This window comes from Ruegeria sp. AM1, assembly GCF_056540745.1.
In genome coordinates, this window is the sequence record NZ_JBQFXH010000004.1 from 1 (window position 1) to 25,639 (window position 25,639).

The following is a 25,639-nucleotide window of genomic DNA, read 5'->3' on the forward strand; positions in this document are numbered from 1 at the left end:
CGAACCGGAATTCTCAATCGTCGTGTTGAAATGGCCCGTCTGACCGTCATTGTTGATATCGACGCCGTAGAACGCTTCGACATCAATCACATTGCCCACAAGCGCACCCGCGGTCTGTTCGCCCTGGCTGTCCAGCGTCCACTCGAAATACGTCCCGTCCGTGTGTTGCCACAAGACGCGATAGCCGCCGCCGTCTGCCTCGGCCTGGATCGCACTCCAGCCCGCGATGCTGGTCGGACCCATCGCAACGCCGTTCTGCGTGATCTCGACGCTGCCGTCGATCAGGTACATGCCGCGTGTCGAAGACGCCAATGTCGTCGAACCGGAATTCTCAATCGTCGTGTTGAAATGGCCCGTCTGACCGTCGTTGTTGATATCGACGCCGTAGAACGCCTCGACATCAATCACATTGCCCACAAGCGCACCCGCAGTCTGTTCGCCCTGGCTGTCCAGCGTCCACTCGAAATACGTCCCGTCCGTGTGCTGCCACAAGACGCGATAGCCGCCGCCGTCTGCCTCGGCCTGGATCGCACTCCAGCCCGCGATGCTGGTCGGACCCATCACAACGCCGTTCTGCGTGATCTCAACGCTGCCGTCGATCAGATACATACCGCGTGTCGAAGACGCCAACGTCGTCGAACCGGAATTCTCAATCGTGGTAGTGACATGCCCGATCGTGCCGTCATTGTTGATATCGGCACCGTAGAATACTTCCAAATCGACAACATTACCGATCCCTATATCGGATACATATCTTCCTTCGCTATCGAGGGTCCATTCATTGTATGTGCCGTTCAGGTTTCGCCAAAGCAGCTTGTATCCACCCGCGACGGACTGAACCTGTATTGCTTCCCATCCAGCGATGCTGCTGTCCCCGATGGTTCCGCCATCGCGACTTACGACGATGTTCGACGCACCACCTCCCAGCAAATAGATCCCCTGTGCTGCGTGCTGCAGGATAGTACCGGTGGTCTCAACATCAGATATTTGCGTCGCGGCAATCAGACTAGACAAATCATAGCTTTGGGCACCGTTTGCGAACTGGAAAACCTCTACATCTGTGAAAGCGGTAAAGACGACACCCGTGATCGCGTTGACGAACTCATAGCTGGTGCCATTGTTCAGGAACAAATAGCTGCTTATGGCGCTCACAAAACGCAAGGTATCCGTCCCTGTCCCCCCAGCAAAGGAACCAGAGTTATTTGCAACGATTGCCGTGTCGTTGCCCTCATTCCCATTTATTGTGTCTGCGCCAACTCCAATTGCCGCATAGATCGTATCGTTACCGTGACCCGCATTGATCGTATTGTTGTTGGCACCATTGGAACGTGAGTGGATCGTATCGTTCCCACCATTCCCGTTAAGTGTGTTTTCCGCCGCATTTCCGAAAATGGTATCGTGGCCTGAACCACCCGAGGCGATCTCGATGACTACGCCTTGCGCAATAGTAAAGCCGCCTTTGACGCCTTCGACAAAAGATACGCCACCACCGCCAATTACACTATAGTCGATCGCCGCAGGGCGCAGGTCGATATGGGCGTTCGCGCTGCCGAAGTGGCGAATGGCATCCACACCGCCTGTATCCCAGATGGCTTGATATCCGACGCCTGAAGTATTGTAGGACGCAAGCTCATAGCTGTTTGTACCGGAGTTATGTGACGTATTCGCCCCATACATGGCCTGCAAAGCAGCGATATCCAGCGCGCCCAGCCCAGTCGACCCGCCCCAGGTTGCGCTTACTGGCAAGAAACCATCGCGAGCTGTCCAGCCGTCATTATAAGACATGACGGTGAAAACACCCTGATTCAGATTACCGACCCCATAGGAGCCAAAAGGAGATGTAACGCCATTCAATACGGTTGTATTCAGCCCAGTGTCATGCGGGTGCCCGAGGCCAAGCGCATGCCCGAGCTCATGTAGAAGGGTCGTAAAGAAAAAACCGCCCGGATCTCCGTTCCCACCTGGACCTGCGATCCAATAGTCTGTGCTAAATGCGCCTTCAGACGGGTTGTTCGATGGCGTGAAATGATATCCCAACGTGCTGGGCGAACTAAAGAACGAGCTGGAATTCGGCGCAATCACTTCATAGATGTCGGCCTGACTCCAATGCCCAACCTCAACAAACTGGATGTTGGCCACGGATTCAATGACAGCGAGTGCCGCTCGGAAATCGTCTTTGTAGGCGTCGGTCCAGAACTGAGACCCGTTGTACTGATCAAAATTGTAGCTGATGACCGTGGTCGTGTTGGGATTGCCATCGCCGTAGGCGAGGTTCCCTTGAATCGCGCTAAGCGGAGAAGAAGAAGAAGGACTAGGAATAAATACTGTCATAGCTCGACCTTGGGATTCAAATTTTTTGGCAAAGTTAATGCCTATGTTGTCTTTTTTATGGCGATGGGTGGCACATTAAGGCAATTCGATGAATCGGTAAGTGCAAACTAGGCGCGGTATTGACGCGGCGGCTTTTTCCGTAGACCCACTTTGTACAGACCTGTCTGAAGTGCAATCTCTGCGGCTTTACCCAGATGGTGTTTCGATTGACTGGCACCCTCTGCCGCTCCGGTGCGAGACATCGCATTTGGCGCCTGGCTCTGAATTTGTTGGTTTTCCAGCCATCGCAGACGCGCCTCGATCTCGAGCAGGCGATCCTGACAGGCCGCAATCGGAAAAGGCAGACCTGTATGCCGCTGATAGACCTCCCGGGCCTTGGGAACAATATCGCGATTTTCAGCGCGCTGAGAAAAATAGGCAAAATGCACGAATGGAATGGTTTGCTCGCAAACAATGACCGAGTTGTTACGTTTACAATACTGGTGAAACATGTGTTCGTCATCGCGGCCATTGTCATCGATCTTCGCCCAGAGCTCTTTTCTGAACAGGATGGCCCCAATCGAGTAGCGATCTTCTGAAGGTATGAGGGCGCGGCCCTGCCCTTTGCAGCCGGCAATCATCCGGTCGGGATCCAGTGTCGTGCGTTCATGCAACCAGCGGGCCACGTGCGGGCTTGCCCATATTGTTCCATTTGCGCCCGTCGAGATTTCGTCGGCCGGCAGTATACGGAAAGGATTCTGACTATCGCCGGACCCCACTCGATGAGGACGAGCAACAGAACCGAAATACTCGTCTTCAAGGCCAAGAATTTCAATCGTCCGTTTGAAACCCCAAGTGTTGTTGTTGATCAGCGGCGTCACATAGGCCAGTTGATCACCGTGCTCTTTTTCAGAGGCACGCCAGCAGTCAATCAAACTGTCCAGCCAACCTTCAGCAATTGGAAAGGCATCATCGTCAACTTTCAGGATGTGACTATAGGGTTCAAGCTCTGGGCGCTCCAATAGCCGTTTGATATTGTGATAGGGCGATGCCTCACCCAGATCATCGATCACGCGGACGCGTCCCCAGTAGAGGCCTTCGTAACGACGGGCGACCTGCAATGTTCTTTCCGCATCATAACCGCCGAAACAGTTCTGCAGTACAAAGAAGGGCACCTCTGGGTCGCCAAAGCGCATATGGCAAGCAAGAGCAACCTCCATCGATTCATAATCGCGACAGGCCAGCATAATGATCGCGGTCTTGCTCTTGGTAATATCGACCATTGGTTGGTTCCTTCTCTGAGTTCCGACAGAATAGATTGCAACTTTTGCTTGATTGCGCGGTAGCCCGTCGCGAGTCAGACGTCCTGTTATCACATTGATGCGGATAGGCCAGAGGTCACAACCCCAGATAAACCATAGCGTCCATACAAAGAGCTTTTGTAGCGTATTGCCGCCACATCACCGCAGACCCGCATATAGTTGCCGCCGCTGCGTAGTGCTGATTGACATGACGTTAGAAGCCTATAAGGAGAGCGGACAACAAGTCGATCAGAACTTAAAGGGCCCGATGAAATGACAAGAACCGACAAGCCATGGTATTCGCGACTGGCGTCCACGACACAGCGTAAGTTCCGCTCCACAGCTCACCGGGTCAAATCCATCGAGGCATCTTTAGAGGAGCTCAAATCTCTGACCGCGAGGTCGTCAGATGCATCTTTTAATCTGCGTATGCCGCTGATTCACAATCCCACTGACGCATATGACCTGCGCAGCCTTGCAGAACTAGAAGCAGCCCTGTCATCTGCAAAGTATCTCAACACACATCTGAGTAAGGTAAAGATGTTCGACACGCTCGATGCTTTTTTGCACGATTGCGTCACAGAAGCCGGTGAGCAAGGTATCTACCTGGAATTCGGAGTGTTTTCCGGTCGCTCCATTAACCTGATCGCAGACAGCGCGACATCCGGGGCGCGGGTTTGTGGCTTTGACAGTTTCGAAGGACTGCCCGAGAAATGGCGTGACAGCTTCGACAAAGGAACATTCGCAGTCGATAACCTGCCCGAAGTTCGCGATAACGTGGAACTGATCAAAGGCTGGTTCGATGACACGCTGCCCGATTTTGTATCTTCATTGAATCAGAAAGTTGGCTTCGTACACGTTGATTGCGATCTCTACAGTTCTACCAAGACTATTTTCGACTGCTTGCACCCACACTTCAAAGAAGAAGTAGTTCTCGTTTTCGACGAGTACTTTAACTATTCGGGATGGGAACAGCACGAATACAAGGCGTTTCAAGAATACATCGAACGCACCGGCTATCGTTATGAATACATCAGCTGCGTGCCGGTTCATCAGCAGGTCGCCGTTCGTATGTTCACAACCTAGGCTAATGTCACCTAGCTAACATCACATGGCTAAAGCCGGAGGCGCTGCGATCCAAACGACTTTCACCGGTCGAACACTTAATAACATTGGGCGTAGATATGACTGAAATTCTTCAAAATTTCGTTTTTGCAGACCAATTTAACTCCGACAAAACCGCTTTGTACATGCGTTGGCCGGATGAGCCTGGGCAGTTGGCGGACAACAATGGAATACTGCATATACGCGCCCAACAACGGCTTGACCTGTGCACATTCTATAATGCGCTTAGTCTGTCAAAGTGGCGAACTATTGCCGGGTTAACGCGTGTCGGCCTGCGCCTCGAAGGCACCGGCCGCGTTACAATACGCGTGATTGCACACAACAAAACCCTGGCGGCCCGGACAGTTCACCAAGAAACACTTAACCTGGATGCGCAACAGTTGATCTGGCTTGATGCTCAGGACATGAACTGGGCTAAAAACTTGTCCATTATCGTAACAGCGCTTGAAGAAACAACCTTGAGCGCATGTGCATGGATAACAGATCAGGCACCGCGCCGAGAGGTTCGCATCGCTGCTGTCATCACGACATTTCAACGCGAACGCGAAGCGAGACAGGCGATCAAAAAGTTTCAAGACGATATCCTGCCGGTGCCCTCAGGCGGCGTAGATGCCCTGATCGTAATTGATAACGGTCAGTCATTGGACCCGCAGCAAACAGATACTGTGCGTGTGATCCCCAATTCCAATCTGGGGGGCGCCGGCGGGTTTACCCGTGGCCTTCTGCACGCAATGGATCAGGACCAGTTCACCCATGTGTTGTTCATGGATGACGATGCGTCTTGCGAACCCGAGTCAGTTTTTCGCACCGCAGCTCTTCTGAGACATGCCAAAAGTAGTAAGACAGCGGTCTCAGGAGCAATGAATTTTCGCGACAAACCAACCCTTCAATATGAAAAATCAGCCGCAATGCCGCTGGGACGCAAGTTTAAAAGCAGGTTTGAGGCGATTGGCTACCATATGGACCTGGCCGATCCACTATGTGTCGTTGACAATGACGGCGAGGACAGGGGCAACTATGGGGGATGGTGGTTTTTTTGCTTTCCAATTGAGCACGTGGAGCGCCTACCGTTTCCGTTCTTTGTGCGCGGAGATGACACAGATTTTTCACTGTCGAACCCGTTCGATATCGTAACACTGAATGGAATCGCCTCCGAATGCGATGACCTAGGTAAAAAGCTGTCTCCGGCAGTGCACTATCTAACCGAGCGCAGTTGGTTTGCATTGTGCCTGATGCATTCACATAAGGACGGATTGCGCAGACATCTGCGCAAAGCAGTCCGTCAGGCGTTAGAGTGTGGGCGGTATTTCGACTATGGCCGGATGGAAGCGTCCATCGCAGCATTGGAAGATGTTGCCAAAGGACCTGCATTTTTTGCTGACATGCCCTCTCCGATAGAACGACTTAAGGAACTGGGCGCCTCCAAATCTGGCCGACCGATAGCCAATGAGGAGTTTGACCTCCTTGAACCGACCAAACGGAAACTGAAACGCTGGCCCAAGCTGCTGCGCAAAATCACGCAGGATGGGCACAAAGGGCGCAACCGGTCTTATTCTTCACGGGTGTTTCATGTGCGGGCTGGCTGGGAGGTGAGCAAAATCGACACCACAGTGGCCCAGAAGATCGCCGTTGGCGAAGGGTGTGAGACTATGATGTTCGAACGCGACAACGCACGCTATCTGCGCAATCGCCAGCGGTTGATGGAACTCCACAAGAAGCTGCAGCGCGAATTGCCGGCATTGGCTGATCTGTACCGGTCCGAAGGTCCGAACTTTCGAACCCGCAGCTATTGGGACCCTCTGCTGATCCGCGATTGAATGGGGATCGCCCCTGTCTGAATGGTCGCATCGCGATACATGAGATCACAATGCCCTCAGCAAGCGTTTACCGCATCCGCGGGCTCGCTTATTAGAGAACTGCAGGCTGAGTGTGACGAACCCTTGCATTCAGCACCGACAGACAGGAGCTGGCTATTGTTGTTTCGCCTTATCATTCATGCATTTGCCGTTTTGGTGCTTCCGCTTACAGCTCTGGCACAAAGCGCTGAAAACGCCCAGGCCGGATTGCAACTGGAACTCAACACGGTTCAGGACGTCAGCGGCAATTGCCGGCTGACTTTTCTGGTGGAAAACAAAACCGGGACGGCGATCGACAAGGCCGTGTTTGAGGCGGTTGTTTTCGACCGTTCCGGCAGCGTTGTCGGCCTGTCGCTCTTCAATTTCCGCGATCTCCCGGCCGAGCGGCCCCGCGTACGGCAGTTCGAGCTTTCGAATACAAACTGCAATACAATAGGCAAGGCGCTAATCAACGGTGCAAATTCTTGCATCGTTGAAGGGTCGGAAGCCGAGATTTGCGACAAAGCGCTGTCACTGCGCAGCCGGATAGATGTGGAGCTTCTGGGATGAACCCTTTAGACGCATTGCGCGCAATCCTGTCCCTCGGCGGGCCAGTGGTTGCAATTCTGATTGTCATGTCGGTTCTGACGCTGGCTGTCACGCTTTACAAACTGTGGCAGTTCGCTGCCTGTGGTGTTGGACGGCATCGGGTTCTGTCGCAGGCCCTGACTGCTTGGGATACCGGCGACAGGGCCGAGGCCCGCGCGCGGCTGACCAAAAGCAACAGCTATCTTGCACCGCTGGTCAGCGCGGCCATGGATGCGCCCGACATGCCCGGCCTTGACGATCGTCTGGACGCCGAAGCGGGGCTTGCTCTGGCACAGCTTGAACGTGGCTTCCGCCTTTTGGATACGGTGGCGCAGCTTGCCCCCCTGCTGGGCCTGTTTGGCACGGTTTTGGGCATGATCGACGCGTTTCAAAGCCTGCAGGCGTCAGGGTCCTCGGTCGATCCCTCATTGCTGGCAGGTGGGATCTGGGTCGCCCTTATCACCACAGCGGTGGGTCTGGCGGTGGCGATGCCCACGTCGATGGTTCTGTCATGGTTCGAAAGTCGCACGGCGCGCGAACGGGTTTTTGCAGACAAGGCGCTCAGGACCATTCTGGTCCCGGGCCAGACTATCCAGAACACCGCCGGGCTCGATGCAGCGCCCGAACATGCGTAACCGCGCACCCTTTATCCGCAGGCCTTTGTCGATGACGCCGCTTATCGACGTCATCTTCCTGCTGCTGCTGTTTTTCATGCTGTCGTCGACCTTCTCGACCTTTGGCGAGATCGAGCTGAGCAGCGCAACCACCGGGGCCTCTGCAACCGATGAGCCGACGGACCGCATCTTTGTTCAGCTGGGGGCAGAGGATCTCTCTGTGAACGGCACGCCGCTCACCCTGCAGGACCTGGATGATGAACCGCTGGCAGGTCAGATACTGGTCAGCCTCGCCGACGACACCTCATCCCAGCGCCTGGTGGATTTTCTAGCGCGGCTGCGGGGGCGCGAGGGCCTCACGGTCACGGTGCTGGAGTAGCCGATGATCCGCGCGACACGCACACGCCAAAGACGCGACTCGACGATCCCGCTGATCAATGTCGTTTTTCTAATGCTGATCTTTTTCCTGATCGCCGGAACACTTGCGCCGCCACTGGACCCGGATCTGGAGCTGATAGACACCTCGGATCTGGCCGGTCGCGAGCCGCCGGATGCGCTTGTGCTGCATCAGGACGGAACGCTCAGTTTTCGGGGTCAGCCGACAGATGCTGAAACCTTCGTGGTCAATCATGCTGAGGAACCGGTGCGGATCGTGCCAGACCGTAATGCCGCTGCGCGCCGTCTTGTCGAGGTCACCTCGACCCTGCGCCGCGCGGGCGCACCGTCGGTTTATGTTGTAACCCGGCAGGCACTCGAATGATCCGGGGCTCGATCTTTGTTGCGGTCGCGGCCATCGCTCTGTCGCTGCTTCTGCACATGCTCGGGCTCAGCATTACGTCATCGGACCGCACCGCGGGCCCGCCCGCCAGCGCAAGCCCCGAATCCGTTACGTTGGGAAACAGCTTCGAAGAGCTGGCCGGCGACACGTCTGACCCGATCGAGCCTGAGCCGACCGAAGCCCCGGAGCCGCCAGAGGAACCGCCGATTGAGCCCGAGCAGGCCGAAATTCCGATCAGCGAGGCGCTGGTGGCGTCGTCCAATCCACAAGAAACCTTTGCACCTGATACCGGCTCGGAAACCATCGTACAACCTGCGCCACCCCTGACAGAACCGGTCGAGCCATCCGGCGACGGAACGGCCAGCGATGCGGTTGACGAAACCCCTCCGGTTCAACCCGAGATTGCCGCTGAGGTACCAAAGGGCGATCCCGATGCCGGCACCCCGGTCGAAGAGGCCCCCTCACCCGAAGACCCAGAACAGCTGGCCGCCTTGCCCGACGCCACGGCTGCGATTGTCCCACCTCTGGATCAGGCAACCGACCCCGAGATTGCTAACCAACCTGCCGAAGCGCCCGGCGAGGCCACCCCGGACGGCGATTCCCAACAGGCTGTGACGGCATCAATCCGGCCCCGTCTGCCAGATCGACCGGCCACGCAGAGCAGGCCGGGCACCCCCGAAGGTCTCGAAGCGTTCGACAACCTGCGTTTCCCGCGGCAAGAGATCGACTCGCCTCTGACCACCTATCGGCGCAGCGGCGTGGATGCCTTTACTCAGGGCAATGCGGGCGCACGCTCCGGTGGGCGCGGACCGGGGAATTCGGACACGACCAACTATGCCGGTCAGGTTCTGGTTCACCTCAACCGCACCCCGGTCGTCTATGTGGCATCGCGGGGCTTTGCCAAAGTGTTTTTTGAAATCAACCCCGACGGTACGCTTGCCTGGGTGGATGTTGTGGACAGCTCTGGATCGCCAGAGGTCGACCGCGCCGCCAAAGAACAGGTGCGCCGCGGCTCGCCTTTTCCAAGACCGCCGGATGGTCGCAGCCGCAAACTGTCCTTCTTTTACCAGATCAACTGATCGCCTCAGGCGCAGGACTCAGTCCGGCGCAAACGTGATCTCGAACCGAGCGCCGCCCTGCGAGGGTGCGAGAGCGATCTGCGCGCCGTGCGCCGCCAACAGATTGGCCGCTATATTCAGCCCCATACCCGTGCCCCCCTGTTCACGCGCCGTGGTAAAGAAGGGCGCAAAAATCTGATCCCTGTTCCCCTCGGATACGCCCGGGCCGTCATCTTGAACACTCAGCTTGCCCGGCGTCGCGGTCAGGTTGACCCGCCCCGCCCCGTGACGAAGGGAATTGTCCAACAACTGCTGCAACACCACCTTTAGCCCTGAACCGGCCAGCGGCAGCGTTTGTATCGCCCCCTCAACGGCCAGCTCAAGCCCCGCAAACTCAGCCCGCAAATCGGGTTCAAGCGCGGCCAATGTGACCTCACCGTGATGGTCCGGCGCGCGGGATGCGGCGACCTGATTCAAGGCGCGCAGTTGCGATTGCATCTGATCATTGGCGCTGATGATCTGCTCTAAAACGACACGATCCTGATCACTAAGGCCGTCAGCATCCTGCAACAGCTCAGCCGCAGCACGCACTGCTGTTACCGGGGTTTTTAGTTCATGCGTCACATGATCGGCAAAGGTACGGATCGACGCCTCGCGGCGTTGCAACGTCGCCGCCATGTCAAGAACGGAGCCCGCCAGTTGCGACAGCTCCTGCGTACCATAATGGGCAGGCGGTTCAGCGACGTCTCCGCGCCGTACCCGCGCAGAATAGCTCGCCAGCGCCGAAATGGGCCGCACCAACAGGCGCACCATCAGATACCCCAGAAAGGCAGTGGCCAGACCAATTAGAACCGCGAGCAGAACCGCGGCGTTCCGAAACCCGATCTCTGATCCAAGATAGCGCAGGGCGATCAGCCCCAACAGCGACAAAACCAATGTCCCCGCCAGACCGCCGCCCAGCACCAGCCCCAACGAGGGGCGCCATTTACGCCTCAACCCTGCCAAGGGCCCATCCGCAGACCGATGCCATGCACCGTCTCAATAGCACTGGCCCAACCCTGATCCCCCAGCTTGCGCCGCAGGTTCCGCAGATGGCTGTCTAGCGTCCGATCAGAGACCGGACTGCCCGCGCCATAGATGGCATCGATCAGTTGCGGGCGCGACACGATTGCTTCAGGGGTCTGCATCAGCCGTCGTAGAATAGACAATTCGGTCGCCGTCAGAGTCAGAGTCGCTCCGTCCACCCGGGCGCTGTGACCAGCCGGGTCCAGCTCCAGCGGACCAAACCGCAGGACCGTATCGCCGCCTCGCGCCGTACTGCGTTTCAGGATCGCTTTGATCCGCGCCACCAGCTCGCGCGGGCTGAAGGGTTTGGTAACATAGTCGTCTGCCCCCAGCTCAAGCCCCAGCACACGGTCAATTTCATCGTCGCGCGCAGTCAGAAACAGGATCGGCAAGTCTGAACGGGCCCGCAGCCGGCGACAAACCTCCAGCCCGTCCAGTTCGGGCAGGCCCACATCCAGCACCACCAGATCCGGCACCTCTCGCATCGCATGGGTCAGCGCCATCTGACCATCCCGCGCCGTGACAACCTGATAGCCCGCGCGATCCAGCGTGATCGACAGAAGCTCACGCAGCCGCGGGTCGTCATCCACGACGAGGATTTTCATATCCGACCTCCGGTCCCTGTTCGGCGTGCAGACTACGGATCACCCGATCCGCGCGAAACCCCCAATCCCGCCAATTGGTTATACGCGGCGCATGGATGCCACAAACGGTCGAACGCGGGGATGCCGCAATCTCGGCCGCAGCCATCGGCCCCAGCTGACAGATGTAATAGGCATCGTATCGCTCCGTATGCCTTAGGTTTTCCTTGGCGATCACAGCAGTGAAATTCACAAAGCAGCAGGCATAGAGCACACCCAGCCCCAGCCCGGACGACCACACCAACAGCCACCGGTTGGATTTGCCATTCAGGATCTGCCAGGCCGTCAGGCACAGCCCAACCGCAACCAGCCCCATCCAGATGGCCGCATGCAAACGCAGATAGGTCAACCCATATTCCTGAACATAAAGCGACAGGCGCAAAATCGATGAAATCACCAGCAGAACGTTCTGCGCCAGCCACAGCATCATCCAACCGGTCAAGCCCTTCCGCTCGGCCAGATAGGGGCGCGCAAGCAGCGCAAATGCGCCTGCAAGCAGTGCGGTGACCAGCAGGGGATAGGCCCCACGATGCGCGTATTCGGCATGGCTCATCCCATCGGGCAGTTCCGCATTGCCCCACAAAAAGAAGGCGTCCATCACGGTCTGTAGCGCCAGCATCAGGTTGAACAGGATCAACGCGTTTGCCACGGATTGCGCATTCAGGCCAACGGTCGGCAGGCGACGCTGGGTCGGCGGGCCAGATTTCGGGGCCAGCAGGCCGGGCTGCGTGGCAACCGCCAGAACCGGCCACAACATGATTGCCATTCCCAGCCAAAACAACACTCGTTCAAAACTGATATCAAAGCGCCAAAGCTGATCCGCCCAGTCGGACAGAACCGGGTTGGCGGACACCATAAGGCTGGCCAGAACCAGCCCGCCGCCGATGGGAAAGGCCCAGGCCCTCAGGAATTGCGGGCCAATACTGCGCTTATCTTGCATGGGCTGCCTTTGCCGAAGGGCGCTGATCCCCTGCCAAATGGCAAGAATAGGCATCAAGGTCAGAAACCGTCGCACCGCCGCGCCCAGATCATGGCGGCTGCCCAAGACAGCCCAGCACAGCGCAACTGTGGACCCGCCAATCAGAAACGCAACAGACAAGGCCTGCACATATTCAACCACCGGCAATACGCTGAGGATCAGCAACAACGCGGGGCCAAGCCGCCCCGACGGGCGCCCCATCAGAACCCAGACCACCGCCGCGATGGCCAGGGCAAAAACCGCCAGCGAAAGACCCGGCGCAGTATCCAAAAACAAAACATCCGCCAAGGCCACCAACAGGGCCAGCGCGCCTCCGGTCACGTTTTTACCCGGCCTGCCGCGCCCATCCCGGCGATTTAGGGTATCATCCGGATCATCCAGCCACCAGCTGTCCTGTAGTACCGAGGCCGGCACCCCTTCTATGATGTACTGTCCCATGGTCTGCTCCTTGCTTTTGTCCGGCCCTGTCTGGCGGATGCAGGTGCAGAACGACGCGCATTGGATGTGCAGAAACTGTGCAGATGGCGAAATTTCTCTGTCGCCTTCTGGAGGCCCTTCCCCTCCCCCGCCCTGCTGGCTAAGACATTCTTTCAAGCGACGTCAGGAGGCCCCATTGGATCGTATCGCCCGCACCATCGCCACGGAAATCAATGCCAAAGCCGAACAGGTGGGGGCCGCGGTCAAACTGCTGGATGACGGGGCAACCGTCCCGTTTGTTGCGCGTTACCGCAAAGAGGTGACGGGTGGGCTGGACGATAGCCAGCTGCGGACGCTGGCGGATCGCCTGACCTATCTGCGCGAGCTTGAAGCCCGCCGCGAGACAATCCTGAATTCGATCAAGGATCAGGGCAAGCTGAGCGATGATCTGATCAAATCCATCGCACAGGCCGAGACCAAGGCGCAGCTGGAAGACATATATCTGCCCTACAAACCCAAGCGCCGCACCAAGGCCATGATCGCGCGCGAGAACGGGTTGGAACCGCTGGCCGACGCGATCCTTGCCGACCGGTCCGCCAATCCCGAAGCGTTGGCAGATGCCTACGTCACTGAGGCTGTGCCCAGCACCCGCGATGCCCTGAACGGCGCCCGCGATATCATCACCGAGCGTCTGACCGAAAACGCCACGCTGCTGGGCGAATTGCGCAACTTTATGCAGCGCGAGGCCCTGCTGACCTCAAAACTGATCGAAGGCAAAGACAAAGAAGGCGCGAAATTCAGCGATTACTTCGATCATTCCGAGCTTTGGTCCAAAGTGCCCTCTCATCGCGCGCTGGCGATGCTGCGCGCCTCAAAGGAGGGGATCGTAACGCTGGACATCGCCCCCGAACCAGAGGCCGGGGCCGCCCGCGCCGAAGCCATCGTTGCCGCGCATCTGCAAACGCGCAGCGACGCGCCCGGCGATGTCTGGCTACGCAAGGCGGCGGGCTGGACCTGGCGGGTGAAACTGTCGCTGTCGATGATGGTCGAGCTGATGGCGGATTTGCGCACCCGTGCGCAGGATGAAGCAATTCAGGTATTCTCACGCAATCTCAAAGACTTACTTTTCGCTGCACCTGCTGGTGCGCGGGCCACGCTGGGTCTGGACCCCGGCATTCGCACCGGCGTGAAGGCCGCTGTCGTTGATGCAACCGGCAAGGTACTGGCAACAGATACGCTCTATCCCTTTCAACCCAAAAACGATCTGCGCGGCGCACAGGGGACGCTTTTGAACCTGATCAGCGCGCATGGGATCGAATTGATCGCCATCGGCAACGGCACCGCCAGCCGCGAAACCGAACGCCTGGTGACGGATACACTGTCATTGCTACCCAAGACCGTGAAAGCGCCGACCAAGGTTGTCGTTTCAGAAGCGGGCGCGTCGGTCTATTCGGCCTCGGAACTGGCCGCGCGCGAGTTCCCCGATCTGGACGTGTCCTTGCGGGGGGCGGTCTCGATCGCGCGCCGTTTGCAGGATCCGCTGGCCGAGCTGGTCAAAATCGAACCGAAATCGATCGGTGTCGGGCAGTATCAGCATGACGTCGATCAACACCGGCTTTCGCAATCGCTTGAATCCGTGATCGAGGACGTGGTTAACGCCGTTGGTGTTGATCTGAATACAGCGTCAGCTCCGTTGCTGTCTCATGTCTCGGGCCTTGGTCCGGGGCTGGCCGAGGCCATTGTCACGCATCGCGATTTAAATGGGGCATTTGGGTCGCGCAAGGATTTGCTGAACGTGGCCCGTCTTGGCCCCCGCGCATTTGAGCAATGCGCCGGGTTTCTGCGCATTCGCGATGGGTCCGAGCCACTGGATGCCTCGTCCGTTCACCCCGAAGCTTATGATGTGGCGCGCCGGGTGGTCGCAGCCTGCGGGCGCGATATTCGCCAGATCATGGGGCATGACGGGGCGCTCAAAGGACTGCGCGCCGAGCAGTTTGCAGATGACACCTTTGGCCTGCCGACCGTCCGCGATATTTTTTCCGAGCTCGAAAAGCCCGGTCGCGATCCACGACCCAGCTTTGTCACTGCTTCTTTCACTGACGGGGTCGAAGACATCACCGACCTGAAACCGGGGATGGTTCTGGAAGGGACCGTCACCAACGTCGCCGCCTTTGGGGCGTTTGTTGATATCGGCGTTCATCAGGACGGGTTGGTGCATGTCAGCCAGTTGGCCGACCGTTTCGTCAACGACCCCCATGAGGTGGTCAAAACCGGGCAGGTCGTCAAAGTGCGCGTGGTCGAAGTTGACGTGCCGCGCAAACGTATCGGTCTGACCATGCGCAAGGATGGAGGGGCTTCAGCGCGGGAGGATCGCGCGTCTCGCGGGTCAGGAAAGCCTTACAATGCCTCAAAAGGGAAATCCTCTCAATACGCAAAATCACGCGATAATGCGCAGCACAGCGCATTTGGTGACGCGCTGAGGGATGCATTCAAAAACAAATAGAGCGGATCGTTGGACACCCTCTGGCTTTTGCAGGTCAGAGGGTGTCCAACTCATGGAATGCATCGGGCTCCAACTCTTCCCAAAAGTCGAAAATCGCGGTGGCGTTCAACCCGGATCGCCATCCGTGCGCACGGAAATGTTCCCGATCCAGCTCATCATTCAGCCCGGCCATAAACAGGCGTTTGTCAGCGTCGCGCTGCGTGGGGTTTCGTCGCGAAACCAGCTGTTCGACAATCGACAGCTTGCGCGCGCGTGCCGTACGCTCAGCCGCCCGCGCATCATAGGCCTGATCTTCTTTCGCCTTTTCTTCGGCGCGCGCCCGGGCCGCGGCGACTGCCTCGGGGCTGGGCTCGGAAGGTGCCTCTTTGTCAGTTGGCTGGTAATCATCACGCAGCGCGGCTGACAGATACCCAACCGTCGACTTCACATCCCCCTGCCCCGCGACATAATCGAGCTTTTGCTGAACATAGTCTTCACCATGTTCAGCAATCCACTGGCGGGCCAGCCGGTCAGACACGCCCTGTTTGCGCAATGTCTTATAGACCTCAAGATTGCGCACGCCGTCGATGTCATCGATCTCAAACATCGCTTTTTGCGGATTACCTTTAATCCGAAAGCGAATGTCCGTGACGCTGCGCCCCTTTTTGCGGAACTCCGGTTCGATCAGGATATCCGAGCTTTTGTTGACCTCCGCCACCGCTGGCTTGATTATCTTGGCGTTCAGATGTTTGAAGCTCGCATAATAGTCGCTGCCATCAACGCCCATCAATTTGCGAAAGACATCCAGCGCCAGCCACCCGGTCGAACCGGTGCGGACAAACCGATAGCAGTTTTCATAAAGCGCCAGCCCATGGCCCGAACTGAAATTACGCTGGATATGGACGTTGATCAGCGCATAGATTTTCGGGTCATAGAGCTTCTGCGCGAGGGCCGGTGAATACGCATATTCACAAACCCCGTTTTTAAGCTTGGCAAAGCTCAGCAGCGAAGAAACGCCCCATTCCTGACGCCCCTGCTCGTCCAGCATATCCCATTCTGCCACAGTCTCGGCCAACGCGCGGAGGCTGGCCCGCAATGTATCGAAATCATTCGAGTTATAGCCAACCATCATCGCCAGCGTACGCGCATCAATTGTATGGGTAGTTGCAGACGTCAGCGCGTCATAGGCGTTCAACAGCAGCACATTGGACAGCTTGCGCTGCAACAGCGAAAGCTTGCCGCTGATGTGAATCGCGGCAACGTTCTTTTTCACCGTCTCTCGCCGCAATGCGCCAGAGAGGTGATCCATATCCAGTTGTGTATCTGGCATGATTCTGCCTGACTGCTCGTTTTGAGAGTCTTGCCATAAAAGGTACCTTTTTATCAATCACAATTGGGTACCCAAATACAGGATGCACCGAATCCCGCAGACGGGTACCTAACTGTGACAGGCGCTGAGTTATCCCCAGATCGGTGACCTCAAGCACCTGACAACTGCGAAACCTTTCTACCCAGAGGCTCTAGTCGTACAATATTAGACACCGAAATTGCTGATTTTTCAGTCCCCTGCGAATCGGCACCCGTCTTACTGGATTCGGACACTTCTGAACCTGCATTTGGGTACCTTATGTCCTGAATTCAGGTGCCTTTGATCCTGTAGTTAGGTGCCAAACTGTAGTTAATACACTGTAATATAACAGATAATCACTCGCAAAGACTCTAAACTATCTAAAGATAATAAACAATTTGTAGTGCCCTATTATCTTCGATTTGATTGGTTTCGCAGCGAAACTGCCTCGCTCCTCGCGTTCTTGTGGAAAACTTCGAGATAAAGGATAGCGCTGGAACATAATGTTCGCTACATTCCCCAATATACGCTGGTAAGGCGAACATTATCTGAGGCATCGACAGTGAACAAAACAAACCAACCTCCTCTGCCGCCATATCTCAATCTTGATCCTGAGAGCGCGGCGGCAAAGTTACCCGATCCTATCGGGACATCTCGATTCGCAAAAGCGGCTGCTTTCTGCGCAAAAGGCCGGGAAGATCTGGCTCGGCGCGGGTATGCGCCCGATGGTGAAAAGCGCCTTCGCAGATTCTCGATCTGGGAGATCACCAAGTACTTGATCCCCGTCGCGCCTGCCCATCTGCGACGGGTCCTCAAAGCGAACCCGGAGCTACCGCAGGGCGAGGGCGAGGGTGGCTCGAAATGGTTCACATTGGACGAGGTTTTGGCCCTGCGCCATCACTTCGCTGCCGAGGGGGTAAGCACCAAGGAATACCTGCCCTATCGCCCCCAGGGCCTGCCGGCCAAGGTTGTGGCGGTTGCCAATTTCAAAGGCGGCGTCGGCAAGACATCGACCGCAGCGCATCTGGCCATGTCCGCCGCGCTGGACGGGTATAAGGTGCTGGTGATCGATCTGGACAGCCAGGGTTCCATGACGTCGATCCTGGGCGGGCGTGTTGCGGATGAATGGCAGACGGTTTTTCCCCTGATCGCCAAGGATTATGCCCGCGCCGTGCAGGAAGAAAACAGGGTGCGTTCAGCGGCCGGGCAACCGGAAATTCCGCTGGACGAGACACTACAAGAGGCGCTGACCACCCTGCCCCGCGATGTCATCCAGAAAACGCATTGGCCCAATATCGATCTGATCGGTGCCCAGCTGAATCTGTATTGGGCCGAGTTTCAGATCCCGGTTTGGCGCATGGGGCTGCGCAGCTGGCCGCTATGGGATGGTCTTACGAATTTCCTGGAGGATGAAGGTGTCCTTAACGATTATGACATCGTCTTTCTCGATACGCCTCCTGCTCTTGGGTACCTAACGATCAATGCGCTGGCGGCGGCGGATATTTTGTTGGTGCCTTTGGGGGCGTCATTTCTTGAGTTTGACTCGACGGGGCGTTTTTTCGACATGCTCTATACCACCTTCGCAAGTATCGAGGATGGCGAGAATGCCGCGCAACGGGCGGCGGGTTTGCCTGAACTTAAGTTCGAATGGGATGTAGTACGCGCGATTATCACGCGCTTCGATGCGAGCCAACAAACCGATATGGCCAACGTAATTCAGGCTTATTTCGGGGATTTCATGAATGCCTACCGGCAAGATTATACCGCGTTGGTCGGGCAGGCGGGTGAGCAGGTGAATGGTATCTATGAGGCTGACTATCGCGACTTCAACCGCGACACATATGTGCGCGGGCGGGAAACGTTTGATCGAACCTATGCGGAATTCAAAGAGGTTCTGATTGGGTGCTGGTGGCGGGATGCTCAGATAGGAGGACAGGCAGATGGCTAAACGTAGAAGACTGACCGCTCCGGACTCCGCCGAGCTGGAACAGCTTGAGGCGGGTTTCGCGACGAAACCATCGCTCAGCCCGTTTGAAACCAAATCGTCGACACCGCCCATCGCACAGGTTGCGGGCGAAGCGGCGTCGCTGGGCGGGATGGCGGCGGTGACCGACCGGGTTGCTTTGGTTCAGGACCAGGGGGATGCGGCCCGTTGGCGGGATGCGCAGGACGCCGGGCTTGTTGCGGAGCAACTTCCGCTGGATCAGATCGACGTTGACTTCATTCGTCGTGACCGGATGGTTGACGACGAAGAAGCTATGGCCGAATTGCTGGAATCGCTGCGTGTGCATGGACTGCGAACGCCGATCGAAGTGGCCAAAACCGACGCGGGTTATGGCCTGATCTCGGGCTTTCGCCGTTTGGACGCGTTCCGCAGGCTGGCCGGGTCTGATCCGCGATTTGCTCTGATACCTGCCTTTGTCCGCGATTCGGGGACAGGGCAGGGGGCCTATGTCTCGATGGTCGAAGAGAACGAGCTGCGGGCAAATCTCAGCCCTTATGAGCGTGGGCGCATTGCCGTTCTGGCCGCAGGGCAGGGCGTGTTTGCGTCGACCGAGGCGGCGGTGGATGTCTTGTTTGCAGCAGCGTCCAAGGCCAAGCGGTCCAAAGTGCGCAGCTTTGCCATGGTGCATGAAGCATTGGGTGATTTGCTGCAGCACCCGATCGCATTGTCGGAAAAGGCGGGTCTCAGGTTGGCGTCTGCCCTACGTGACGGAGCGCAATCCAGGCTGCGCGAGGCGCTGGCCGGGGCCGCGGCTGAGGACGCCAAGTCAGAGTGGGCGCTGTTGGAGCGGGCGCTTCAGGGCAGTCCCGAACCCTCCAAGGACAAGTCCCGAGGCGGCCGTCCCCAGCAGGTACAGCGTATCCCTGCCCGCGCCTTGCCCGGAGGCGGCGATATCGCGGGAGAGGTTTCGGGCGGAGAGCTGCGTATTCGCATACGGGGGCGGGGTCTCAGCGTTGAGGATGCCGGGGAGTTGCTGGATCAACTCGCCCGGCAGCTGAAATAGTTTCGCCGCGAAACGGGTGCAGGGTCGCTGGTATCAATCCCGTAAACGGGCGCCTAACGGCAGGTATTTAACCAATGCGCATTACGGCGAAATAATGCGCATTATAAAGGCGCGGCTGTTGTTGAAAAGATCGGAGAAATAGTAGGCCAGCTCGCAGCGTTTGTCAGAGTTCATGCGCCCACGGCGGATTGGCACCCGCACGCGAAACCGTTACGGCAGCGACATTTGCGCCAAAGCTCAGCGCGGCGCTTAGGCCTTCGGGCGTCAGGGACCGCAAGCCGTCCTTACTCAGTTGACCAGAGCGCTCAAGCGCGGCCAGCACGCCTGCGTTGAAAGTATCTCCTGCCCCGACGGTGTCGATCACCTCTACGGGTTTCACTGGTACTGAAACCTTTGCTCCACGCGCCAGATACCCGGAGGCCCCTTCGCTGCCCCGCGTCACGATGACAAGGGCAGGGCCGGATTGCAGCAGCAAGGGGACCTTTTCCTCCAACCCTTCGGGACCGGGAATGATCCAATCCAGATCTTCGTCGGACACTTTTACGATGTCTGCCTGCGCGATCATGTTGTTCAATCGCGCCCGATACCGCGTGTGGTCGGCGATGAAATCCGGGCGGATGTTTGGGTCCAGCATCACGGCGCGCGTTGCCCCGTGACGCTCCAGGGTGGCGGCATAGGCATTGCCGCAGGGCTCGCAAGCCAGGCTGATTCCGCCGAAATAGAGCGCCGAGACAGCCGACAGCTGATCCGGCATGTTTTCGGGCAGCAGCATGCGCCCGGCGGTGTTTTCGTCGACAAAGTTGTAACGCGCATGCCCGTTCTTAAGCTGCACAAATGCCAGCGTTGTGGGGCGGTCCGAATAGATGACATGGGCCGTATCAACATGGCTGGCGGTCAGCCCGTCAGTCAGCTGGGTCCCGAACATATCCGTCGATAGCCCGGTCAGCATCGCCGAGGGGACACCTAATCGCCCAAGCGCAATGGCCGTGTTGAAGACGGCCCCGCCGGAATGGGGGACAAAGCCGTGTTCGCCCGACACCGTTGGTGTTGCGATCATGTCAATCAGGGCTTCACCGCAGCATAAAATCATGCAGCGCTCCTTTGGCTTTGGCAAAGATCAGGTGTTGAGATCACCGTGCGAGCGCATTTTTGCAGAAGTTGTTAGCGCCAACAATGCCAAATTCATCCTGTTTGGATACATAAAGGTTCATGGATCGGCGCAGTGCGTCAAACCGGCCACCGGCGTTAAACGCCTCAAGGAATGCATCCTGAAACAACCAGCGGTTCTTTTCGGCAACGCCGCCCACCAGAAAAACGCCCCCGGCAGGAACCACCGCTACGGCCAGATCGCCCATGACAGCGCCCAGATGGGTTGTGAAGATTTGTGCCACCCTGACCGCATATTCATCCGTCCCAGCGCGGGCGTCTTGCAGGATATCTCGCGCCGTGCGGAGCGGCGTTTTGGATTGCCCGGCGGCAAGGCCGACGGCCTGATAGAGGATAGGTAATCCGGTTCCACTGAGGAACATCTCAGCCTCAAGGGCCAGACTGTCGTCAAAAAAGCATTCCGGCGCAATCTGTCGTGCGGCCTCAAAAATATCGACCTCGTCCCGGTGGCGCGGTGCCAGACCCATATGGCCGCCTTCGCCTGCAAGCGTGTGATAATGCCCCTCGGAATAGAGCAGCGCACCAACGCCCAGCCCGGTGCCGGGGCCAACCACCAGCCGTGTTCCGATTGGAGGTGTGGCATCGCCTTGCAGCACCTCGACATCATCCGCAGTGATCTCGGCAACCGACCATGCGGCAGCCGTGAAATCATTGATGACATAGGTATGCTGCGCGCCCGTTGCCTGAGACAGGGCAGCCTCGGACAGATCAAGATGCGCATTGGTCAGACGGATGGTCCCGTCCTTGACCGGCCCAGCCCCGGCGGCGACCACCGCGCGCGGGTCGGTTCCGATTTCATCCCGCAGCGAGTGCAACGCGTCCAGCAGGTCAGGAAGGCGCCCCGTGGGCGACCGGCGCAGATCGGTCAGCTGACCATTCGAGACAACGCCCAGCCGGGTATTGGTCCCCCCGATATCCGCAACCAGATTCCAGTGCTCGTGCATTGCGCCCGCTGGCTGCGCAAGTGGCAGCGAAACGGGCTGCCCGTCGGACAGCGCGGCTTTGACTGCATTGAACGAGGCTTTGGGTCGCCGCTCAAGCGTATCAAAATCAACATCGACCAACCCAAAGCGCTTTTCATAGCCAAAGGCCCATTCGTAATTGTCCAGTAATGACCAGATGAAATAGCCCTTGACCGGAACACCCTGCAGCAACGCGTCCTGTACGGCACCCATGTGCTGGTTCAGATAGTTGATACGGTCGTTATCCTGCTGCCGCTCAGGGCTCGCCATGCCGTTTTCGGTGACATAGATCGGCAGATCGCCGGTATAGTCCTGCATCGTGCGCGTCAGAAACCGGGTGAGGGCGGTTGGCTCGATCTCCCATTCCATCTGGGTTTTGGGCAGCGGGCCAGCAACCTCCTGAAGGCCGGGCCAAGCGGTGTCTGCGGGTGCAATGAGTTTGCGGGTGTAGTAGTTCAGGCCGCACCAGTCGACCGGCGCGCCTATGGTGTCGAAGTCATCCTGCCAACCGGCAGGCAGGTGTGGGGCCAGCCCCTCCAGCACATTCTCAGGGTATGCTTTGTTGAAAACGCCGCCTAGGAAGAAGCGATTATAGATACCATCGTAGAGGGCGGCGGCCCGTTCGGCTTCGGGGCTGTCATCGGCTGGTTCGGCCCACTCCAAGTTAAAGACGGCACCCAGATTGGACATACCCAGCCCGCGCATCGCTTTGATTGCCCGTCCATGGGCCAGCAGAACGTGATGCATCGATCGGGCCGCCGCGCGGATGTCGCGCAGACCGGGGGCGTGGTGTCCTTCGAAATGGCTGAGCCAGCTGACACACCATGGTTCGTTGATTGGGGCAACGCTGTACATGCGGTCGCCGATGCGGCCCATGATGACCTCGGTAAAATCAGCGAACCACCCAGCGATATCGCGATTGCGCCAGCCTCCCATATCCGCGAGGGCAGATGGCAGCTCCCAATGGTATAGCGTGGCGCAAGGGCGGATGTTGCGCTCAAGCAGCGCATCGGCCAGCCTGTCGTAGTAATCCAGGCCCTCATGATTGATCTGACCGCGCCCCTCGGGCAGAACGCGTGCCCAGCTGGTCGAGAAGCGATAGCAATCAAAGCCTGCCGCGCGGACCAGATCAAAATCCTGTTCGAAGCGGTTCAGATGATCGCAGGCAAGATCTCCGTTTTCCTGCCGCACGACATTACCCGGTGAGGCCGCAAACGTGTCCCAATGGGTCTGACCGGCGCCGCCCTGTGCGTGGCCTTCGATCTGGTAGGCAGAGGTTGCTACACCAAAGAGGAAATCTTTGGGAAAATCGTCGCGGGTATATTTCATATTCAGGACCTGTTGGGGGCGGGGCCGGTTGACCGGCCGACGACCAGCTCGGCTTCGAGCAGTTTCGTTTTCACGGGATCGCTGGGTGACTTGATCCGCGCGATCAGCATATCAGCAGCCAGTTCTCCGGCCTGACGGACCGAGGAACGCGTGGCAGTGAAGATTGGCACATCCTGACCGTTCTTGAGATAGGACAGATCATCATCATGGGCGATGACTGACACATCCCGGCCCATCTCGAGGCCGGATTCGACCAGTGCACGTCGCACACCGATGGCCGAGATCATCGAGGCCGTCAGGATCGCCGTAGGCGGTTCGGGCAGCTGCAGCATGTCGCGGGTTTCGTGGTGGCCATAGACTTCGGTCATTTCCGCGCTGCGCATCAGTTGGGGATCGGGCGTCAGGCCCGCCTGTCGAAGGGCCTCAAGATATCCGTCGCGGCGGCGTTGTGCAAAATCCATATCTTCCAGTCCGTTGATCAGGGCAATTCGCCGATGCCCCAGATCGATCAGAAACCGGGTGGCGCGCATGAAAGACCGCTTGTTGTTTACGTCCACCCAATCATAGGGCCCTTCGATCCCGGTGGATCGGCCATGCACGATAAACGGCACACTCATCCGGTTCAGAACCTCGATGCGTGGCTCGCTTACTTTGGGCCCTTGCAGGACCACGCCATCGACGGCCCCGCGTTGAAACAGGTTGCGATAAGCTTGTTCGATCGAGGTGTCATCGGCATTTGTGAACATCATGTCATAGCCATGTTCCGCATATTTGCGCGCCGCTCCAGCTACAAAATCGCCAAAGATAGGATTCACCATCTCATGCTGGGCCGAAGTGGGAATCACGTGTCCGATTACCATGGATTTTCCGGTCGCCAGTCCCTTGGCGCGGCTGTTGGGACGGTATCCATGTTTGTTTGCTGCGGCCTGAACCCGCACCCGCGTATCCTCGCTGACCTCTGGGTAACCGTTCAACGCGCGGCTGACGGTTGTCTGCGAAAGTCCAAGGATTTCCGAGAGCTGTTTGAGGTTCATATGACTTTCAAAGCGCCTTCAAGTTCTGTGTGCCCTCTGTTTTGTTGGCAATTCCCGTGCAGGTCAACTGGTTTTGCACCTGCCATGCCATAGTTTTATTGCGATTGTGGGCTGCTTGTTGTTGACAGAACTTGAATGTTAGCGGATAAAAACCGCCATCCAAAGCGCTTTGAGAAAATATCAAATAGCGTCAGATCGAATTGGGAGGAGAATTCATGAAACACGCGCTGTATGCGGGCGTGGCTGCATTTGCCCTGATCGCCGGGGCCGCACAGGCCGAGGGCGATTTGCTGCACGCCGAAGGCGATGGCAGCTTTGACTGGGCGGGGCTCAAGGCCTTTGCCGATGCACATGATCTGTCCGGTCAAAGCCTGACCATTTTCGGACCGTGGCTTGCGGGTGAGGGGAAGTCGTTTGAGAATCTGGTTGCCTATTTCGATCAGGCGACCGGGGCCGAATCCAGCTATGTAGGATCGGATTCGCTTGAGCAGCAGATTCTGATCGACGCCGCCGCCGGGTCTGCGCCGAACCTGACCGTATTCCCCCAGCCTGGTCTGGCTGCCAACATGGCTAAGAACGGCTATCTGGCGCCGTTGCCCGAGGGATCAGCCGACTGGATCAAAGACAATTTTGCAGCCGGGCAGTCCTGGGTTGATCTGGGGACGTTCGAAAACGCGGAAGGGGCCGAGGATTTCTACGGCTTTTTCTTCAACGTGAACGTTAAGTCTCTGGTCTGGTACATCCCCGAAAATTTCGAAGACTTCGGTTATGACGTTCCTCAGACGATGGAGGAATTCCGGGCGTTGATGGATCAGATGGTTGCCGATGGCGAGACACCTTTGTGTGTGGGTCTAGCGTCGGGTGGGGCCACGGGATGGCCTGCGACCGATTGGGTCGAGGACCTGATGCTGCGCACTCAGCCGCCCGAGGTGTATGACCAGTGGGTCTCGAATGAGATGAAGTTTGATGACCCGCGTGTGATTGCCGCGATTGAGGAATATGGCAGCTTTGTTCGCAATGACGACTATGTCTTCGGAGACGCTGACGATACCGCGGCGATCGACTTCCGCGACAGCCCCAAAGGTCTGTTCGACAGTCCGCCAGCTTGCATGATGCATCGCCAAGCGTCGTTCATTCCGGCCTATTTCCCCGAAGGGACTGAGCTGGGTGTGGATGCCGATTTCTTCTACTTCCCGGCTTATGCCGAAAAGGATTTGGGAACACCGGTTCTGGGTGCAGGCACGCTGTTCACAATTACCAATCCGAACCCGGCTGCTGAGGCATTCATGGAATTCCTCAAGACGCCCTTCGCGCATGAAATCATGATGTCACAGGACGGGTTCCTGACCCCGCATCTGGGTGCAAATCCTGAGAACTATGCCAACGACACGCAGCGCGGGCAGGGCGAGATTCTGACCAATGCCACCACTTTCCGGTTTGACGGGTCGGACCTGATGCCGGGCGCAGTCGGAGCTGGTACGTTCTGGACCGGCATGGTCGACTATTCCTCGGGTGCGAAAGATGCCGCGACAGTTTCTGGTGAAATCCAGTCGTCGTGGGACGCAACCAAGTAAGGTTTGGGACGGCTCTCAAGCCGT

20 protein-coding genes and 1 pseudogene are annotated in these 25,639 nt (G+C 57.7%); 11 read left to right on the forward strand and 10 right to left on the reverse strand.

Going from position 1 to position 25,639, the window contains the following annotated elements; translation table 11 throughout:
- Together ACR0I7_RS11700 and ACR0I7_RS11705 are read right to left on the reverse strand one after the other, a co-directional pair.
- The coding region (locus ACR0I7_RS11700) for a matrixin family metalloprotease (RefSeq protein ID WP_480511184.1) at positions 1–2,331 on the reverse strand (2,331 nt) is incomplete at its 3' end.
- A 107-nt stretch (positions 2,332–2,438) separates the two neighbouring features.
- Complete coding sequence (locus ACR0I7_RS11705; RefSeq protein ID WP_480511186.1) at positions 2,439–3,593, reverse strand: hypothetical protein; 1,155 nt, start codon at positions 3,591–3,593, stop codon at positions 2,439–2,441.
- Between the two features lie 291 nt (positions 3,594–3,884).
- Here ACR0I7_RS11705 and ACR0I7_RS11710 point away from each other — a divergent pair, with 291 nt between their 5' ends.
- The 7 genes from ACR0I7_RS11710 (at position 3,885) to tolA (ending at position 9,630) form a co-directional block, all read left to right on the forward strand.
- Positions 3,885–4,697 (forward strand): class I SAM-dependent methyltransferase, encoded by an 813-nt coding sequence (locus ACR0I7_RS11710; protein ID WP_480511188.1) that lies wholly within the window; start codon positions 3,885–3,887, stop codon positions 4,695–4,697.
- Between the two features lie 164 nt (positions 4,698–4,861).
- On the forward strand, positions 4,862–6,553 hold the full coding sequence (locus ACR0I7_RS11715; protein ID WP_480511190.1) for a glycosyltransferase: 1,692 nt from the start codon (positions 4,862–4,864) through the stop codon (positions 6,551–6,553).
- 156 nt (positions 6,554–6,709) lie between these two features.
- Entirely contained in the window at positions 6,710–7,141 is a 432-nt protein-coding gene (locus ACR0I7_RS11720; RefSeq protein WP_480511192.1) for a hypothetical protein, read from the forward strand.
- The gene (locus ACR0I7_RS11725) at positions 7,138–7,794 is read left to right on the forward strand and encodes a MotA/TolQ/ExbB proton channel family protein (protein ID WP_480511194.1); all 657 of its coding nucleotides are present in this window, start codon (positions 7,138–7,140) and stop codon (positions 7,792–7,794) included. The genes ACR0I7_RS11720 and ACR0I7_RS11725 overlap by 4 nt, the downstream gene beginning before the upstream one ends.
- A gap of 31 nt (positions 7,795–7,825) precedes the next feature.
- A complete protein-coding gene (locus ACR0I7_RS11730; RefSeq protein ID WP_480511196.1) occupies positions 7,826–8,152 on the forward strand; it encodes a biopolymer transporter ExbD in 327 nt (108 codons plus the stop codon).
- 3 nt (positions 8,153–8,155) lie between these two features.
- On the forward strand, positions 8,156–8,533 hold the full coding sequence (locus ACR0I7_RS11735) for an ExbD/TolR family protein (RefSeq protein ID WP_480511199.1): 378 nt from the start codon (positions 8,156–8,158) through the stop codon (positions 8,531–8,533).
- Positions 8,530–9,630, forward strand: coding sequence for a cell envelope integrity protein TolA (gene tolA / locus ACR0I7_RS11740; RefSeq protein WP_480511201.1), 1,101 nt, complete (start codon positions 8,530–8,532; stop codon positions 9,628–9,630). The genes ACR0I7_RS11735 and tolA overlap by 4 nt, the downstream gene beginning before the upstream one ends.
- A gap of 18 nt (positions 9,631–9,648) precedes the next feature.
- Here the strand turns inward: tolA and ACR0I7_RS11745 are convergent, their stop codons facing one another.
- Genes ACR0I7_RS11745 through ACR0I7_RS11755 form a run of 3 tightly spaced genes read right to left on the reverse strand, consistent with a single transcriptional unit; the run spans position 9,649 to position 12,732 of the window.
- The gene (locus ACR0I7_RS11745) at positions 9,649–10,614 is read right to left on the reverse strand and encodes a sensor histidine kinase (protein ID WP_480511203.1); all 966 of its coding nucleotides are present in this window, start codon (positions 10,612–10,614) and stop codon (positions 9,649–9,651) included.
- Positions 10,602–11,279, reverse strand: a complete 678-nt coding sequence (locus ACR0I7_RS11750; RefSeq protein WP_480511205.1) for a response regulator transcription factor — start codon at positions 11,277–11,279, stop codon at positions 10,602–10,604. The genes ACR0I7_RS11745 and ACR0I7_RS11750 overlap by 13 nt, the downstream gene beginning before the upstream one ends.
- Positions 11,257–12,732, reverse strand: coding sequence for a DUF4153 domain-containing protein (locus tag ACR0I7_RS11755; RefSeq protein WP_480511207.1), 1,476 nt, complete (start codon positions 12,730–12,732; stop codon positions 11,257–11,259). The genes ACR0I7_RS11750 and ACR0I7_RS11755 overlap by 23 nt, the downstream gene beginning before the upstream one ends.
- 175 nt (positions 12,733–12,907) lie before the next feature.
- On the opposite strand from ACR0I7_RS11755, the gene ACR0I7_RS11760 reads away from it, so the two are divergent.
- The gene (locus ACR0I7_RS11760) at positions 12,908–15,214 is read left to right on the forward strand and encodes a Tex family protein (protein WP_480511209.1); all 2,307 of its coding nucleotides are present in this window, start codon (positions 12,908–12,910) and stop codon (positions 15,212–15,214) included.
- A gap of 34 nt (positions 15,215–15,248) precedes the next feature.
- On the opposite strand, the gene ACR0I7_RS11765 is transcribed toward ACR0I7_RS11760, so the two are convergent.
- Entirely contained in the window at positions 15,249–16,523 is a 1,275-nt protein-coding gene (locus ACR0I7_RS11765) for a replication initiation protein (RefSeq protein ID WP_480511211.1), read from the reverse strand.
- A gap of 580 nt (positions 16,524–17,103) precedes the next feature.
- Between ACR0I7_RS11765 and ACR0I7_RS11770 the strand changes: the two genes are divergently transcribed.
- Together ACR0I7_RS11770 and ACR0I7_RS11775 are read left to right on the forward strand one after the other, a co-directional pair.
- On the forward strand, positions 17,104–18,489 hold the full coding sequence (locus tag ACR0I7_RS11770; protein WP_480511213.1) for an AAA family ATPase: 1,386 nt from the start codon (positions 17,104–17,106) through the stop codon (positions 18,487–18,489).
- Positions 18,482–19,549: a ParB/RepB/Spo0J family partition protein gene (locus ACR0I7_RS11775; RefSeq protein ID WP_480511215.1), complete on the forward strand. Its 1,068-nt coding sequence runs from the start codon at positions 18,482–18,484 to the stop codon at positions 19,547–19,549. Before ACR0I7_RS11770 ends, ACR0I7_RS11775 begins: the two co-directional genes overlap by 8 nt.
- 163 nt (positions 19,550–19,712) lie before the next feature.
- Here the strand turns inward: ACR0I7_RS11775 and ACR0I7_RS11780 are convergent, their stop codons facing one another.
- The 4 genes and pseudogenes from ACR0I7_RS11780 to ACR0I7_RS11795 form a co-directional block, all read right to left on the reverse strand.
- Positions 19,713–20,639, reverse strand: a complete 927-nt coding sequence (locus ACR0I7_RS11780; protein ID WP_480511217.1) for a carbohydrate kinase family protein — start codon at positions 20,637–20,639, stop codon at positions 19,713–19,715.
- A 40-nt stretch (positions 20,640–20,679) separates the two neighbouring features.
- Positions 20,680–21,660, reverse strand: a complete 981-nt coding sequence (locus ACR0I7_RS11785; protein WP_480511496.1) for a glucokinase — start codon at positions 21,658–21,660, stop codon at positions 20,680–20,682.
- A 45-nt stretch (positions 21,661–21,705) separates the two neighbouring features.
- A pseudogene (locus tag ACR0I7_RS11790) lies at positions 21,706–23,007 on the reverse strand (GH1 family beta-glucosidase); the annotation flags it as partial.
- 2 nt (positions 23,008–23,009) lie between these two features.
- Positions 23,010–24,041: a LacI family DNA-binding transcriptional regulator gene (locus tag ACR0I7_RS11795; protein ID WP_480511219.1), complete on the reverse strand. Its 1,032-nt coding sequence runs from the start codon at positions 24,039–24,041 to the stop codon at positions 23,010–23,012.
- A 215-nt stretch (positions 24,042–24,256) separates the two neighbouring features.
- On the opposite strand from ACR0I7_RS11795, the gene ACR0I7_RS11800 reads away from it, so the two are divergent.
- On the forward strand, positions 24,257–25,615 hold the full coding sequence (locus ACR0I7_RS11800) for an ABC transporter substrate-binding protein (RefSeq protein WP_480511221.1): 1,359 nt from the start codon (positions 24,257–24,259) through the stop codon (positions 25,613–25,615).
- Positions 25,616–25,639: the final 24 nt, after the last annotated feature.